The following is a 14,000-nucleotide window of genomic DNA, read 5'->3' on the forward strand; positions in this document are numbered from 1 at the left end:
CACTCCTTATGTGGATATTAAAACGGATCGGAACGGAGAACCGTGTCGGTTTCTCGAAGTCCAGAGTCAGCAGGAGGAACTGCGTTCTCTAGTGAAGCACATTGGTTAAAAGCCTCTCGGAAAGAAAGTTCCGCTTGAGAGGTCCCTGTTCTTTGGACTCTTCGATAATCGGAATTGGAATTAAAAGAATTTTGATTACATGCTTTGGCTAGATTATAAGCCAAATTGACTCTAGTAAAACAATCGAAATACAAAATGGCAACCGCATCTGTACTTAATTCTTGCGGGAGAATTTCTCCTTTTAACCGTGAGGAAAGATTGGAACAAACTGACAAACTAGAATCTGCTGTTGCCACACAATTTGCTTCTGACAAAATAAATCTTTGACAAGCGGAATTAATGGCGTTCCCCTGCGAAAGGATCGAACTTAGAAGTTCTGTATCAGATTCTTCGTCCGATTGTTTTTTACAACCATTCGCCAAAAAGACAATGCCTGTTAACAAAAAGAAAACTATCATCTTCCTTTTCATACTGATTCTACTTTCCCTCCTTTTGGGTGGTCTTGTCTATTTCCTTTTTCAGAAAAAAGCGAACTCGGATCCTAAACAGTCCTCCTTCGATTCTCGTTCTGAGGTCTATTGGCAGAGGTTACAAAATCGACCAGAGGTTCTACAAGGACCTGGTTATCCTTCCGATTTACGCGATTTTTTAGAAACCCTTCGAGGAAAAGAATCCTATCTCTGGAAAGGGGACCGGGATAAAACGTATGTTTATTTGTTGGAGAACTTTCCAGACGAAAGAGGCCATGTTCTTTATGCCGTGTACGTTGCGTTTATGAATTGGAAAGAAAAAGTAAGGGAAGTCGAAGAAAGGGAAGGAATTTCTACTTATGAAAAACTAACAGCCGTGAATCGTTTGTCAGAAGAAATTTTTCCTCTTATGATTCGCAATCTCATTTTTCCCAATCACCCCACCACTCCTCCTGTTTGGCTTTTGTCCTATCTGGATGATTATGTTCAGAAAAACCCCTACAGTTATGCCAGGGAACGCAAACGTATCTTCCTTAAAAAAAAGCAGGAACTCTACAAAACAGAAAAATGGGAAATCCAATCCTGGGAAAGTCCTATGTTTTTCCAGAAGGTAGTCGACCTAATCTACGCAAGAGAATTATTAGAAATGTCCGAAGAGGAAAGAACTTCTTACCGCAGTGCAAAACAAGAAGAACTGAAAGTCGATTTTTGGAATTGACAAGTCCCTTGATCACCCCCATATAAATGGGGTTATGAAACAAATTCTTTTCTCCTTTCTCTTAGTAGGATTCTTATTCCAATGTAGTAGCAGTCCCAAACGACTCGACAACGCTGATGATTATATCTCCGACTCAGGTGGGCTTACCAGCCAGGAATTGGTGAAAGCTGCCGATAAACTCGCAGGCCAAATCGGGGAATACTTTAAAGAAAACCCACATGAAGAAGGCGTATTTGTTGCCCATTTCCCTACTCGCAACGATACTTCAGAACAAATCCAAACAGAACTTTTTGACAATGCCTTTGTTTCTAAACTCATCAAAAGCAAAATTTATACAGTTCGTACAAAAACCAGAGAACAATCACTCAACGAAATTCAGTTCAGTTTGTCCGGTCTTACTTCCAATCGTCTTTCCATTGGAAAATTAAAATCTCCCAATTTCTTTGTTCGTTGTGATATCAATGAAAATATGTTCACATCTAACGGTGAAAAAATCGTAGAGCAGTCCATCAACATTGAACTTGTGGAAGTAGAAACTACTATTGCTGTTTGGTCTGAAAAAGTTTCTTATCGTAAATTAGCAGTTCGAGGAAATAAAGGGGTTAGCTGGTAATCTCTACCCATCAATCCATGAAAAAAACGATTCTCTTTCTTTCTCTTTTCATTCTCGGTTGCGCAAGTGATTACAACAAAATCATCCAAGCAACTGAATCGGCTTACTACGGACAGAACTATGACTCTGCCATTCCAAAAATTAGAGAACTTTACGAAGGTTCCTCCAATAAAGATAAACTTCTTTTTTTAATGGAAGCAGGTATGATTTTTCATACCAAAGGGGATTACGTTACCTCTAATAAAGTTTTCAAAGAAGCAGAAGATTTAGCAGACAATATCAAAGTCAGTATGACAAGGTCTGGACTTTCGTTTGTTCTTTCCGACAACGAATCCAACTATACCGGAGAAGATTTTGAAAGGGTAATGATTAAGTTCTATATTGCGAACAATTACCTACTCCAAGGTGATACCAATAACGCAAAAATTTATTTCCGAAGACTCGACTTTGAATTAAAGGAAATGCGTTTTTTGGCACCCGATTACAGGCAAAACAATGCGGCTCGCCTCATTGATGCCTATGTATCGGAAAAATTGGGCCGCTACAATGATGCAAGGGTCCAATACAAAAACATGGAACAACTCATCGGGAAAAGCCAAAACCTAGTTGCCGACAGATATCTGTTAGCTGTTAGGGAAGGAGATTCCGGTGACCAGGCAAAATATGCAGCAGGGCGTTCTAGTTTGCAAGCTTACAATAGTTCGATGCAAAGAACCTCTCCAGAAAATGAAAAACTTTCTGAGGTCATCATCATTCACGAGGCCGGAAAGTCGGCGATCAAAATGTCCAGGGGAAAACTCATGGACGATGAGTACTTTGCGGTGGCACTTCGAGGCGCTGTGGAAATTGGGTTACGTGCCAAAGGTGCTGGTGCTTCTCTCGCAGGAGCCGTTGCGGCACTATCGGTAGCCGAAAATCCAATCCCTATTTATAAAGAAAGAGATCCGAAGGGTTCTCTTCCCAAAAAGTACTACATCAACGGAGTGGATGTTGGATATTCCGATATCATGAACAACTATTCCGAAACCGCAATGAACAACTTCAATGAAAATTACAAAACAATGATCACTAAGAATTTAACTTCTTTGTCGTTGAAGGTTGTAGCAGCAGTGATTGCATCGGAGGCTATGGCACGTGCCATTGAATCCGGTGGTAAAAACAAAAACAATGACTTAGTTTCTACTCTGATTCGGGTAGCCGCTGGAGCCGCTGCTGGGCTTGCTGTTTCACAAACCATTGCCCCTGACTTACGTTGTTGGAGGACCATCCCTGCCAACTTCCAAGTAAAACGGATCTTACTCGCACCTGGAGAATACGATTTCAAAGTTGAATCACCAGGATCGGTAGTGACGGCTGCACCAAAAAAACTTCTCGTTGAAGCAGACAAACCTTTGTTTGTTTCCGTTCGTTCTTATTCGAACTAACAACCAATTGGACTGATTCACTCAACTAATGTCGAGTGAGTCAGTGAAAGCGTTTACTTCTAATCGTTCTTTCGTCTTAAAAATGCAGGAATGTCGTAATCCTCTCCATAATTTTGAAACGGGGAAGATTGTTTCTGAGAAGAAAATCCTCGATTGGATTGGCGGATACTTCGGACCGAATCTTGTTCCTTTCCAAATCCAGAATCCTTTTCTTCCGACTTTCGAATATATACCATAGGAGAAACAGATTCTTCCGAACCCACAACCTTTTGTTCTCTTTGGTATTGTTTTCCTTTTTTGTTAAATCCAGTTGCAATCACTGTGACTCGAATCTGATCATTCAGTGAAGTGTCTTCATTGAGTCCAATGATGATATTGGCATCGGGGTCTGCTTGTGCTGTTATGATTTGTGAAACTTCATTCCATTCATGGATGGTCAAATCATTTCCCCCTGTCACATTGATGAGAAGAGACTTTGCTCCTTGAATGCTCGAGTCTTCTAACAATGTGTTGTTGATAGCTTGTTCTACCGCTTCACTCACACGTGTTTCTCCTCGACCTTCCCCAACACCTAAAATGGCATCCCCTGTGTCTTTCATGATGGTTTTTACATCAGCAAAGTCTACGTTGATGATTCCCGGATGGTTGATAATATCACTGATCCCACGAACACCATTTAACAGAATATCGTCGATCACTCGAAATGCCATATCCACAGGAGTATTTTTATCCACTACCTGAAAGATAGAGTCGTTACGAATGGTAATGAGTGTGTCTACATTGGCACGGAGTTGGTCAATTCCAAGTTTCGCAAGTTCGGCTCTGCGTTTCCCTTCAAAAGAAAAAGGAACCGTTACCACACCTACTACCAAACATTTTAATTCTTTGGCAATGGCTGCAATGATAGGTGCTGCCCCAGTTCCTGTTCCTCCACCCATTCCCGCCGTAACAAAAACCATATCAGCACCTTTTAATGCAGATATAATTCGTTCTTTGTCTTCGAGTGCTGCCTTTTCACCGAGTTCCGGATCTCCACCGGCTCCCATTCCACGAGTGACTTTGTTACCCAATTGGATTTTTACTTCTACTGGAGATTTTAATAATACTTGTTCGTCGGTGTTCATAACAATGAAGTCAACACCTGTCATTTTAGAATGAACCATTCGTGTGACGGCGTTCATTCCGCCTCCACCAACTCCAATGACTTTGATAATAGCAGGGCTTGTTTTTTCTTCTTCTAGGTACAACATTCACTTATCCTTAGAGATTATTCTCCATCCAACGACGAACCTTCTTCATCCATCCATCGGAATCAGATCCGGAATGCATATTTCTTTGTTCTAAATTTTGTATTTTGGAACTGTATTTAATCAGACCAACGGCAGTGGCATATTCCGGGCTAGAAATTTTATCCACAAGACCGCTGAGTCCGGCCGGTTTTGCACGACCCACTGACAGGCGTAATACTTCCTCAGCAGTGGCTTCAATCCCTTGTAATAAGGATGTCCCACCAGTAAGGATCACCCCTCCCGCCAAACTCGACTTAAATCCTGAACGAACAAGTTCATGATCAATCATTTCTAAAATTTCACGAACCCTTGGTTCTAAAATTTCAACGAGTTCCTGGCGAAAAACGGAACGAGCTGGCCTTCCCGAAATGGATGGGATTTCAAATTTTTCTGTAGGGTCCACCATATCGATTCTTGTATGGCCGTATCTTTTTTTAATGACTTCTGCAGTTTCCACAGTGGTTTTTAAACCAATAGATATATCGCTTGTGATATGGAATCCACCGAAAGGGACGACTGAAGAAAACGCAATTCCCCCATCCACATAGATAATGATGTCACAGATTCCTGCACCAATGTCAATGACAGCGGTTCCCAAATCTTTTTCGCCTGAAGTAAGGATAGCTTCTGAAGAAGCAAGGCTTGATAACACTCGGTCCATTTGCAAAAGACCAGCTTGTTCCACACAACGATCAATGTTATTAAGTGCGGTATTCCCACAAGATACAATATGTACTTCCGCTTCTAAACGAACCCCAGTCATCCCGATTGGATCTTTGATATTGACTTGGTCATCTACTTTGAATTCTTTTGTGAGCACATGGATGACTTGTTGGTCACCTGGAACATGAACAGCTTGTGCCGCTTCCACGACACGCATAATATCGGTTTCAGAAACAATTCGTTCTCTATTGGTAACAGCTATGATTCCTTTTTCATTGAACCCATGTACGGACTTTCCTGATACATTGACTACAACCGTATTCACTTCTTGCCCAGCCATTAGTTCTGCATCACCAAACGCTTCTATGATGGACTTGGTTGTTGTTTCTATATTGACAATGGAACCATTTTTGATTCCAGCAGAAGGATAAACTCCCGTCCCAATAATTTCGATTTCATGTTCCCCTATAAGTCGCCCAATGACCACTTTTACAAGAGAGGATCCCAAATCCAAGGCCGTTATGATTGGTGCATCATCATAAGTCATATCAGTGATAAACGGCGTCTTCTCCCCTCAAATCGATAGAAACGGCTTTGACAGATTCGGCTTCCATATAAGCCAAAGATGCATATAATTTACGAAATACATTGAGTTCTAATTTATCACCTAAATATACTTTCATAGAATTTGGTGACTTTAAATACATAGTATAATTTCCGTCACGTTCAGAGACGAGTTCGGAGATTCTTGATTTTAGTGCAGGATAAGAGGAAAGAGCGTGTCGCATTTCTTTTGTGATATCAAAAATTTGTCTGCCTTCTAGTTTTTTTTCCCCAACAGTGAACTGTCCACTAATCACAATTAGGTGATTGGCCAACACTCGATCTCTGGAAAGTATCTCCAGATCCTCATCCACTTCATACAAGGAACTTCCTACATGTATGACAAATTCGGCGACTTTCTCCTGTACATTGATCTTCAAAAATCCATCCGGGTCTCTCGTGATCCGAACCTTCCGAATCCTTGGATGACCAGAAAGTAGTTTCTCCCAATCCTTCCAATCCCCAATCTTTGGGTTTTCCGGATCCACTCCCAAATAGCGAAATACCTCGGGAGGGCTGAGAGCCACAAGTCCTTCCCATTCCACACGGACCACCGGCTTCACGGGTCTACCCCAACGGAAGACAAGCCCTAAGGCCAAGAGACCCAAAACAACCAATAGGATGGGAACCACGCGCCCAAATCGTTTTTCTTTGATTTCTTGGGGGGTGTCAACCATATATTGATTATGTCACATAGTCAGGCTGTTTGGAAAGCATTTATCAAGAGGGCACAAAAAAAGGCCAGGCGAACCTGACCTTTCTCGCAATTCTCAAACGTAAGGTTTGAGGTGCTTAGTTTTGTGCTACCTGCATGGACGCTGCATGAAGGTCCATAGAGACAGTTTGGTATTTTTTGGCTTCTTTTTCAAGAGCTTCTGCACGGCGAAGAAGTTCTTTCTTCTCGTTCATTTGGCTAAGAGCCTTACCACCGCGAGTAGATCCTGCTCTGTCACGAAGTGCTTGAGCCATTTCTACTTTTTCTTTTGCAACATTCGCAAGATACTCAGAAACGGCAGATTTTTGCGCTGGAGTTGTTGCTTGTTCAATCATAGCAGACTCCAAAAGCTCCAATCTTTCGTTTGTATCTAAAGCTTGGAGATTTGCTGTTGCAAGCCCCATTGCCAAGATCCCTGTTGCGATAATCTTTGTTGTTTTCATGTGATCCTCTCTAGAGTGGGAACCTCTTTTTCCGATTCCCTATTTGTATTCTATGACTCTAAGAATCTTCTCGTAAGGATTAAATTCAATCGGAAATTACGAAGAATTTCCCCGCAAGAGGCTGAAAATTGGAAAAAAAGATAGATCTGGATTAATATTAATCAAAATCAGATTAAATTTAATCATTTCGAATGATAATAGGTCCCAAACCCTAAAGGATGAGAGTTCTCGACCCAATAAAAAAAACCCTCCGAGGAGGGCTTTCGTCAAAACCAAACAAAACTGATCTGAGGCCAGATCAGTATTTTGTCTTTGTATAACTCAATTTTTTATTGAGGATGATGTCCACATTGGTCACTTCCCCCGGTTGTACATGGATCTCGGAGTTTTCTAGTTTCATTTCTTCCATAAAACTAGCTCGGATTTCATATTTTCCTGGTTTTAGGTTGGTGAACCAAAAGTATCCATCTTTGTCAGTGGTGACCTTGAAGATCTGGTTTGTCGAAACCACTGTTGGCATATAGATTGGGTGCTTTTCAATCGGATTGTCCAAGGTTTTATAGAACACTCGTCCTCGAATGGCACCAAATCCATCCATGGAGTTGATTGCATCCACAGTCACAGTTTGTTTCGGAAGGACAGCCGTTGCCGTTTTGTAAATCGGATATTTGTCCGCACGGATTTCGATTTGGTGGACCCCTGCAGGAAGGTTATCGATTTTTACATTGTAAATATCTCCCTGGATAAGAGTTCCATTTTTGGTGACAGATCCCCAAATTTTCGATTTCTCTGTTGTGATTTGGGAAGTGTATTCCTGGTCATCCACAAGGACTTTGATAGATCTTACTTTGTCTTCCGCAGGTGACGATTTTAGTTTTCCCTGTTTGTTGAGAAGGTCATAAGGCGATTTTGTAGCCGCTCCCCCATAGGATTTGTCTTTGATGATGGAAGTACGAATGAGGATACTTCCTGTGGTGACAGAAGGTGGTGCTGGTGGTTCCACTTCAACAATCGGTGGGATGACCACTGTTGTATCATTGGCTGGAGTTGGTTCCGGCTCTGGTGCTACAGGAGGAGTCGTTGTGTTGTTGTTTGGTGGTGTTGTTGTTTCAACTGGAGTGATGGGAACGTTGATCACAACATTCGGTGGTTTTGGTGGAGGGGTTTGTGGTTTTGGGGAACCCGATAAAAAGATCCCAGCGGCATTTCCAGAAACTTGCGGAGTTTGTTCATGGTTGAACTGGCGCGCCATTTTTACTGTTTCTTCTTTGGCAACAAAGAAGGCTTCGAGGGCAGTGACCACACTGTCTTTGTTTAAATCCCCTTTTTCCAAAGCATTTCCAAAGTTGTAAGTAAAGATCCCATGGTTGATAGTTCCTCCCACTTCAATAGAAGTTTGGTCATCGTCTGAAGAAGAAATGACTGCTTTGTCTTGGAAAAAGTAATCCTCTGCGTTTTGTCGGACCACCCCATCATTCCCTTGTGCAATCGGGATTTCTGCAGCACCACGGGTATTTTTCCCTTTTTTGGCAATCCCTCCTGAATAACAACAGTCCATCACAAGAACCGTTTTTTGGGATTTGATTTCCGTTAAAAATTCGTTTAGTTCTTCATCCGAAATATGCGGGCGATCGTAACAAATGAGATAGTTACGCATTCCATTTTTTGCTTTCGCATCTTTCATATACATTCCATGGCCGGAGAAGTATAAAAAAACAGAATCCTCTTTGCCGACAACTTTCCCTAATTGGGTGATGGCATTTTTAACATTATCTCGAGTGACCATGGAACCTAACAGGACTTTGATATCCTTAAAGTTCCCTTTCTTTTGGATTTTTTCTTTTAAGAAGTTCGCGTCTGCTTCACAGAGATTCAACTCGGGGATTTTTGCTGTGTTCCCTTTGTAGTTAGTTCCAATGAACAACGCATAACGGTTCTGGCCAAACACCGGTAATCCGATGAGATAGGCTGATAGAATGCAAACAAATATGTTTCGAAACGAAAACATGATTGGGTTTCCTCTTATCCGGATGGAGTGCTTCATTCTCCAACACCGGAAATCGGAAATCAATTGGATTTTTGTTTGGAATTTAAAAAACGAAACACTTGAGGAAGAACAAAATTACGGAATTCTTCGTTTACCCGTTTTTCTCCTCGGCAATCGTAATGGATATTATCTACAAATCTCTCACTTGGGTAAGAGGAATCGGGAAAGAAAAAGAGCCCGACATCTGGATTCTCTCTAAAAAAAACTTTTAGATCGGCTAGAAGGTCTTTGGACTCCCTAGATTCTTGTTTTTCCTGAATCCATGGCATGTAGATCATTCCAAATTGGATCCCTTGTGAACGTGTGTATTCGATCAGTTCTTTTAATACGATAAAGTCAGGTTTGCGGTAAACATAAGGAATTGGATTTTTAAGTTCTGCATCCAATTCCTTGCGAATCAACTCTTTCGAAAACAAAACAAGTTCTGGTTTCAATCGATTAGAAATATTATACTTTCCGAAATGGCGAGTGATTTGGTCTTCGATGGTGCGATTGTCTTCTAATTGGGAAGAGGCAGGTTTACAAAGTCCCGCTTCCACATTTTCACACGCCTCACAAAAAAGAGATCGTTCTTTGTAATTTTTGTCCACTTTCCAATTGGTTCCACTAAGCGCATTGCGAATGGCACCATGAAACCGATACGATTCGTATAAAAGCGGCATGGCTTTGGATAGAATGTACAAACGTTCTACACCAGAATACTGATTGGATAATTCGGAAAATGTAAATTGGTGGAGATAACGATGTCCAAAAAACTCCCAAAGGATTTGGTTTGCATCTTCTTGTTTTCCGCTGTAACTGATGATATTTGTAGGAGTGGCAGTTCGAAAAAAATTCTTTTTTATGCCTTCATTCCATCTTCGATTGAGGTATTCAGAAACTGATTCATTTTCTTTGACGGCCTTAGCATCTGGATCGTAAAGTGGCGGGCCATATCCCGTAGAATAAAGTTTAGGTGATGCTGCAAACAAAATCATTTTTGGTTTGGCATTTCCCTTTTTTAAATACTTATCCAAAAAGAAACGATAGTATTTGGGTCCCATTGCCGGCAAACTATGATTATAAATAGAAAATTCGACATCTGCTTGTTTTGGATATCCAGCCAAAGCCATTGACCTAGAATCACCTAACACAATTATGTCGGCGTCACCTTTGCCGGATTCTACAAAGTTTTTCTTTAAATTGACAAAGAAAATTTCCGGTTGTTCCAAATAGTGGATTCCAGTAAATCGGACCACAATTTCCAATACCAAAAAAAATAAGAGGGTAATCCCAATTCCTAAAAATTTAGAACGCAAAGTAAATTACCTCCTTTCCAAAAACTCCCCGAGTGAGAATGAGAAATCCCATAAAAGATAAAACAAATGCTTGTACGATTGGATGAGTCAAAAATACCCAATACCTTTCTTTTTTAAAATAGGAGATTCCGTCGATGATGAGAAGTGGCAAAAAGATTTTGAAATACTCTTCAAAAAGACCTAATACATTCTTAATGTTATTATTCGGATTTAAGTCCCAGTCCCAGAACATTAGGAATTTTTTCATATAAAGAAACATCATATCGGCATCATAAGAGCGAAACCCTACAGCACTAAAGACAACAAGAGTATAAACCAACACTCGAGAAAAAGTTCCAGAAAGAATACTTTGGATTATTTGAAGAAATGAAGGTTTTGTGATCTCTACAACATCGGTTTTATCATCTTTCTTTTTTGCAAAAGCCACAAGGTAAATGATCGTGTATACACCTTGCAAACAACCCCAAGTGATAAAAGTCCAATTGGCCCCATGCCAAAGCCCTGATAAGAAGAAAATGATGAATAAGTTTCTGTATTGAGCAAACTTTCCATATTTACTTCCACCGAGTGAAATATAAATATAATCGCGAAACCACCTATTCAGCGTTACATGCCAACGATTCCAAAATTCTGTTGGTGTTTTGGAAAATTCTGGAGTTTCAAAATTAACAGTAAGAGTAACTCCAAGAAGTCTTGAAACACCAAGAGCAATAAAAGAATAACCAGCAAAGTCACAATAAATTTGTGTTAAAAATAAAAACCCACCAGCAAACACTTGGGATCCATCCATGGCCTGGATGATGTCTGGATTTTGAGTATAAAGAGATTTTCCTGCAAGGAAAACTTGGTCGACGTAAGTGGCTAAGTTATCGGCCACATAGACCTTCATAAAATAACCAAGAAGGATATCATACAATCCTTTCTGCACTCCATCCCAAGTGGGGAATTTTGGTTTTTTCAATTGAGGAAGAAGGTCTTGGGCACGTTCGATGGGACCTGCCACAAGTTGTGGAAAATAATTCACAAACAGAGCAAAATCAAAAAAATCACGTTCCGCTTTGATTTGTTTTCGGAACACATCGATTGTATAAGACATGGTTTGGAAAGTATAAAAACTAATCCCCACAGGAAGGATGATGTTTCTTAACAAATAAGTATGGGAATCCGCCACGGCAGTAGAACCCATCCACAATGCCAATTGGTTCCAGGAATCGATAAGATTCACTGCGAAAAAATCATAGTACTTCATTGTAAAAAGAAGGCCCAAGTTGGCTAAAATAGAAACTGATAGGTAAAGGCGACGACGAATTTGGTTTTCTGTACCTTCAATTAATATGGCAGCACAATAGTCGATAATGGTACTGACAAGGATGAGAGTGAGAAAAAACCACTCCCACCACCCGTAAAAAAAGTAAGATGCAAGGAGTAACCAAAGGTTTTGTGCGCGGTAGGCCCATTTTTGTTTTCCGGCAAACCAACCGAATCCCAAAAAGACCGCATACACGATAAGAAAGAATAACAAAAAGACAAAGGTATTAAAAAGCATCGGTCTTCGTTACAATTTCCGGGTCACTCGATTCTGTAAAATTGAAAAAATGAGGACAAAATGGAGAATCTTATCGTTGACCCTTTCGGATTTGCAGAAATCTTGAGAGTTACCTTGGATCTACGTTCGGAACTCAAAACCAAATTCGGTTTTTCGGAATTTCGCCCGGGCCAAGAAGAGGCCATTCGTTCTGTGTTAACAGGACAAGATACCCTGGCCATTTTACCAACTGGTGCGGGAAAGTCTCTCATCTACCAACTCCCGGCAGCCATCCAGAAAAATAAACTAACCCTTGTTATCTCTCCTCTCATTGCGCTGATGAAAGACCAAACCGAGAGTTTACTTGCCAAAGGAATTCCTGCAGCTTTTTGTAATTCCACACAAGATGAAGTCGAACAAATGACCATCCTTGCCAAATCGGTAAAAGGAGAAATTCGAGTTCTTCTCGTTTCACCGGAAAGAGCACTTTCCAATGGATTCCTTCATATCTTTCGGGAACTCGACTTATTTGCACTTGTTATAGATGAAGCCCATTGTGTTTCACAATGGGGACATGACTTTCGTCCCGAATACCGCCAAATCCATATTTTGCGGGAACGCCACCCTCGTCCCAATTTTCCGATCCTTGCCCTTACGGCAACTGCTACGACAAAAGTCCAAACAGATGTTCAAAACGCACTTGGAATGAAATCACCAAAAGTGGTTCTTTCCACTTTTTATAGACCTAATTTAAAATTCAGTGTGGAATATCCGGCTGCCGAAAGGGACAAAGCAGACAGGCTCATTGAACTTTTGGAACCTTGGAAAGATGGAAGGAAATTTCCAGGTCGTGCCATTGTTTACTGTGCCACAAGAAAAAAAACCGATGAAGTGTATGATCTTTTAAAAGACTTTGGATTCTCTGTGGGAAAATACCATGCCGGAAGAACCGATGGAATCAGGGAACGAACTCAAAATGCTTACACTTCTGGAAAAGTTCCTATCCTTGTCGCTACCAATGCTTTTGGAATGGGCATGGACCAACCTGATGTTCGTTTGGTTGTGCATTACCAAGTTCCAGCCTCTCTCGAAGCTTATTACCAAGAAGCGGGTCGTGCCGGAAGGGATGGGCTTGGGTCAGAATGTGTTTTGTTTTTTAAAGCGGGTGATGTGGCCACACAAGCTTTTATGTTATCGAAAGAAACCAACTTCAAAGGTGGTGACACTCTTCTCAAATACATTAAAGAGTATGCAGGCAAAGAGGAATGTAGGCAAGTCCAACTTTGTTCTTATTTTGGTGAAACCATTTCTCCTTGTGGGAATTGCGATATTTGTACTGAGGTTGGCTCCAACCTCCATCGATCCCATTTTTTAAAAACAGAAGCCGCCAAAGTCCAAAAGAAAAATGAAAAAAGGGAATACCCACTTTCGGAATGGGAAGAAGAAACCATTCAAAATTTTTTAAAAGAACATCCTGCTGTATTTGGAAAAACCATCATTGCCAAAACTCTTGTTGGCAAACGCACAAAAGATGTGCTTCGGTATCGAATGGAACGAAATCCCTTCCATGGAAAATTGGATGGAATTCCGGAAGAAGCAGTCGTTGCAAAACTTGAAACCTGGGTGGAGGAAAAAAAAGTTTTAGTAGCAGGGGCCAAATACCCAAAATTATATTTACCCAATTTTGTTAAAACAAAATCAAAAATTTCCTCATCTAACTCTGATGATACGAACTCATCTCCATCAAAAATAAAAAAACCACCTACTCTCCATTCCCAAATTTTAAAAGAACTGATGAATTACCGCGATCGGAAAGCAAGACAACTCAAGTGGAAAAAGTTTATGGTATTTCAAAATCCTGTTCTCAAACGAATTGCGGAAAGAAAACCAAAAAACCTTTCGGAGCTCGAAGCCACAAAGGGTGTGGGCCCGGCCAAGGTGGAACGATTTGGAAATGATATCATTGAAATCTTATCCAAATGGGACTAAATGTCCTCTTACGAAGGAAAATCCGATCAAATCTTAGAACCTAGTTCATGTCCATAGTGGACTTGAAACAAACTTAGATTCAGTCACATCCAAAGTAAATTCCCTTGAAACTTTCCATGTCTCTTAGAATCTGCAGATTCATA

12 protein-coding genes are annotated in these 14,000 nt (G+C 40.8%); 4 read left to right on the plus strand and 8 right to left on the minus strand.

The window, feature by feature from the left end; genetic code table 11:
• Nucleotides 1-17 precede the first annotated feature (17 nt).
• Nucleotides 18-530: a hypothetical protein gene (locus EHQ47_RS04405; protein ID WP_135748495.1), complete on the minus strand. Its 513-nt coding sequence runs from the start codon at nucleotides 528-530 to the stop codon at nucleotides 18-20.
• Here EHQ47_RS04405 and EHQ47_RS04410 point away from each other — a divergent pair.
• Genes EHQ47_RS04410 through EHQ47_RS04420 form a run of 3 tightly spaced genes read left to right on the plus strand, consistent with a single transcriptional unit; the run spans nucleotide 490 to nucleotide 3,285 of the window.
• Nucleotides 490-1,248 (plus strand): hypothetical protein, encoded by a 759-nt coding sequence (locus EHQ47_RS04410; RefSeq protein ID WP_135776630.1) that lies wholly within the window; start codon nucleotides 490-492, stop codon nucleotides 1,246-1,248. The two genes, EHQ47_RS04405 and EHQ47_RS04410, sit on opposite strands and share 41 nt — an antisense overlap.
• A 34-nt stretch (nucleotides 1,249-1,282) precedes the next feature.
• Entirely contained in the window at nucleotides 1,283-1,861 is a 579-nt protein-coding gene (locus EHQ47_RS04415; protein ID WP_100741693.1) for a penicillin-binding protein activator LpoB, read from the plus strand.
• 17 nt (nucleotides 1,862-1,878) lie between these two features.
• The gene (locus EHQ47_RS04420) at nucleotides 1,879-3,285 is read left to right on the plus strand and encodes a COG3014 family protein (protein WP_135748493.1); all 1,407 of its coding nucleotides are present in this window, start codon (nucleotides 1,879-1,881) and stop codon (nucleotides 3,283-3,285) included.
• A 59-nt stretch (nucleotides 3,286-3,344) separates the two neighbouring features.
• Here the strand turns inward: EHQ47_RS04420 and ftsZ are convergent, their stop codons facing one another.
• The 7 genes from ftsZ to EHQ47_RS04455 form a co-directional block, all read right to left on the minus strand.
• Entirely contained in the window at nucleotides 3,345-4,535 is a 1,191-nt protein-coding gene (ftsZ, locus tag EHQ47_RS04425) for a cell division protein FtsZ (protein ID WP_135776631.1), read from the minus strand.
• 10 nt (nucleotides 4,536-4,545) lie between these two features.
• Complete coding sequence (ftsA, locus tag EHQ47_RS04430) at nucleotides 4,546-5,784, minus strand: cell division protein FtsA (protein ID WP_100719849.1); 1,239 nt, start codon at nucleotides 5,782-5,784, stop codon at nucleotides 4,546-4,548.
• Between the two features lies 1 nt (nucleotide 5,785).
• Entirely contained in the window at nucleotides 5,786-6,517 is a 732-nt protein-coding gene (locus EHQ47_RS04435) for a cell division protein FtsQ/DivIB (protein ID WP_135748491.1), read from the minus strand.
• A 115-nt stretch (nucleotides 6,518-6,632) separates the two neighbouring features.
• On the minus strand, nucleotides 6,633-6,998 hold the full coding sequence (locus EHQ47_RS04440; RefSeq protein WP_135696225.1) for an LIC_10421 family protein: 366 nt from the start codon (nucleotides 6,996-6,998) through the stop codon (nucleotides 6,633-6,635).
• Nucleotides 6,999-7,296: 298 nt separating this feature from the next.
• Nucleotides 7,297-9,006 carry a caspase family protein gene (locus tag EHQ47_RS04445; protein WP_135748490.1) on the minus strand — a complete coding sequence of 570 codons (1,710 nt, stop codon included), beginning with the start codon at nucleotides 9,004-9,006 and terminating at the stop codon, nucleotides 7,297-7,299.
• Between the two features lie 59 nt (nucleotides 9,007-9,065).
• Nucleotides 9,066-10,343 (minus strand): DUF1574 family protein, encoded by a 1,278-nt coding sequence (locus EHQ47_RS04450; protein WP_135776632.1) that lies wholly within the window; start codon nucleotides 10,341-10,343, stop codon nucleotides 9,066-9,068.
• On the minus strand, nucleotides 10,333-11,889 hold the full coding sequence (locus EHQ47_RS04455; protein WP_135776633.1) for an MBOAT family O-acyltransferase: 1,557 nt from the start codon (nucleotides 11,887-11,889) through the stop codon (nucleotides 10,333-10,335). The genes EHQ47_RS04450 and EHQ47_RS04455 overlap by 11 nt, the downstream gene beginning before the upstream one ends.
• A gap of 60 nt (nucleotides 11,890-11,949) precedes the next feature.
• Between EHQ47_RS04455 and EHQ47_RS04460 the strand changes: the two genes are divergently transcribed.
• On the plus strand, nucleotides 11,950-13,857 hold the full coding sequence (locus EHQ47_RS04460; RefSeq protein ID WP_135776634.1) for a RecQ family ATP-dependent DNA helicase: 1,908 nt from the start codon (nucleotides 11,950-11,952) through the stop codon (nucleotides 13,855-13,857).
• Nucleotides 13,858-14,000 lie beyond the last annotated feature (143 nt).

The sequence above is a fragment of the Leptospira bourretii genome (assembly GCF_004770145.1).
In the GTDB taxonomy this organism is placed as follows: domain Bacteria; phylum Spirochaetota; class Leptospiria; order Leptospirales; family Leptospiraceae; genus Leptospira_A; species Leptospira_A bourretii.

Bases quoted from the DNA above. Each gene is read 5' to 3' on its own strand.
- EHQ47_RS04410 (WP_135776630.1), top strand. From the start codon at position 490: ATGCCTGTTAACAAAAAGAAAACTATCATCTTCCTTTTCATACTGATT.
- EHQ47_RS04405 (WP_135748495.1), bottom strand. From the start codon at position 530: ATGAAAAGGAAGATGATAGTTTTCTTTTTGTTAACAGGCATTGTCTTT.
- EHQ47_RS04415 (WP_100741693.1), top strand. From the start codon at position 1,283: ATGAAACAAATTCTTTTCTCCTTTCTCTTAGTAGGATTCTTATTCCAA.
- EHQ47_RS04420 (WP_135748493.1), top strand. From the start codon at position 1,879: ATGAAAAAAACGATTCTCTTTCTTTCTCTTTTCATTCTCGGTTGCGCA.
- ftsZ (WP_135776631.1), bottom strand. From the start codon at position 4,535: ATGTTGTACCTAGAAGAAGAAAAAACAAGCCCTGCTATTATCAAAGTC.
- ftsA (WP_100719849.1), bottom strand. From the start codon at position 5,784: ATGACTTATGATGATGCACCAATCATAACGGCCTTGGATTTGGGATCC.
- EHQ47_RS04435 (WP_135748491.1), bottom strand. From the start codon at position 6,517: ATGGTTGACACCCCCCAAGAAATCAAAGAAAAACGATTTGGGCGCGTG.
- EHQ47_RS04440 (WP_135696225.1), bottom strand. From the start codon at position 6,998: ATGAAAACAACAAAGATTATCGCAACAGGGATCTTGGCAATGGGGCTT.
- EHQ47_RS04445 (WP_135748490.1), bottom strand. From the start codon at position 9,006: ATGTTTTCGTTTCGAAACATATTTGTTTGCATTCTATCAGCCTATCTC.
- EHQ47_RS04455 (WP_135776633.1), bottom strand. From the start codon at position 11,889: ATGCTTTTTAATACCTTTGTCTTTTTGTTATTCTTTCTTATCGTGTAT.
- EHQ47_RS04460 (WP_135776634.1), top strand. From the start codon at position 11,950: ATGGAGAATCTTATCGTTGACCCTTTCGGATTTGCAGAAATCTTGAGA.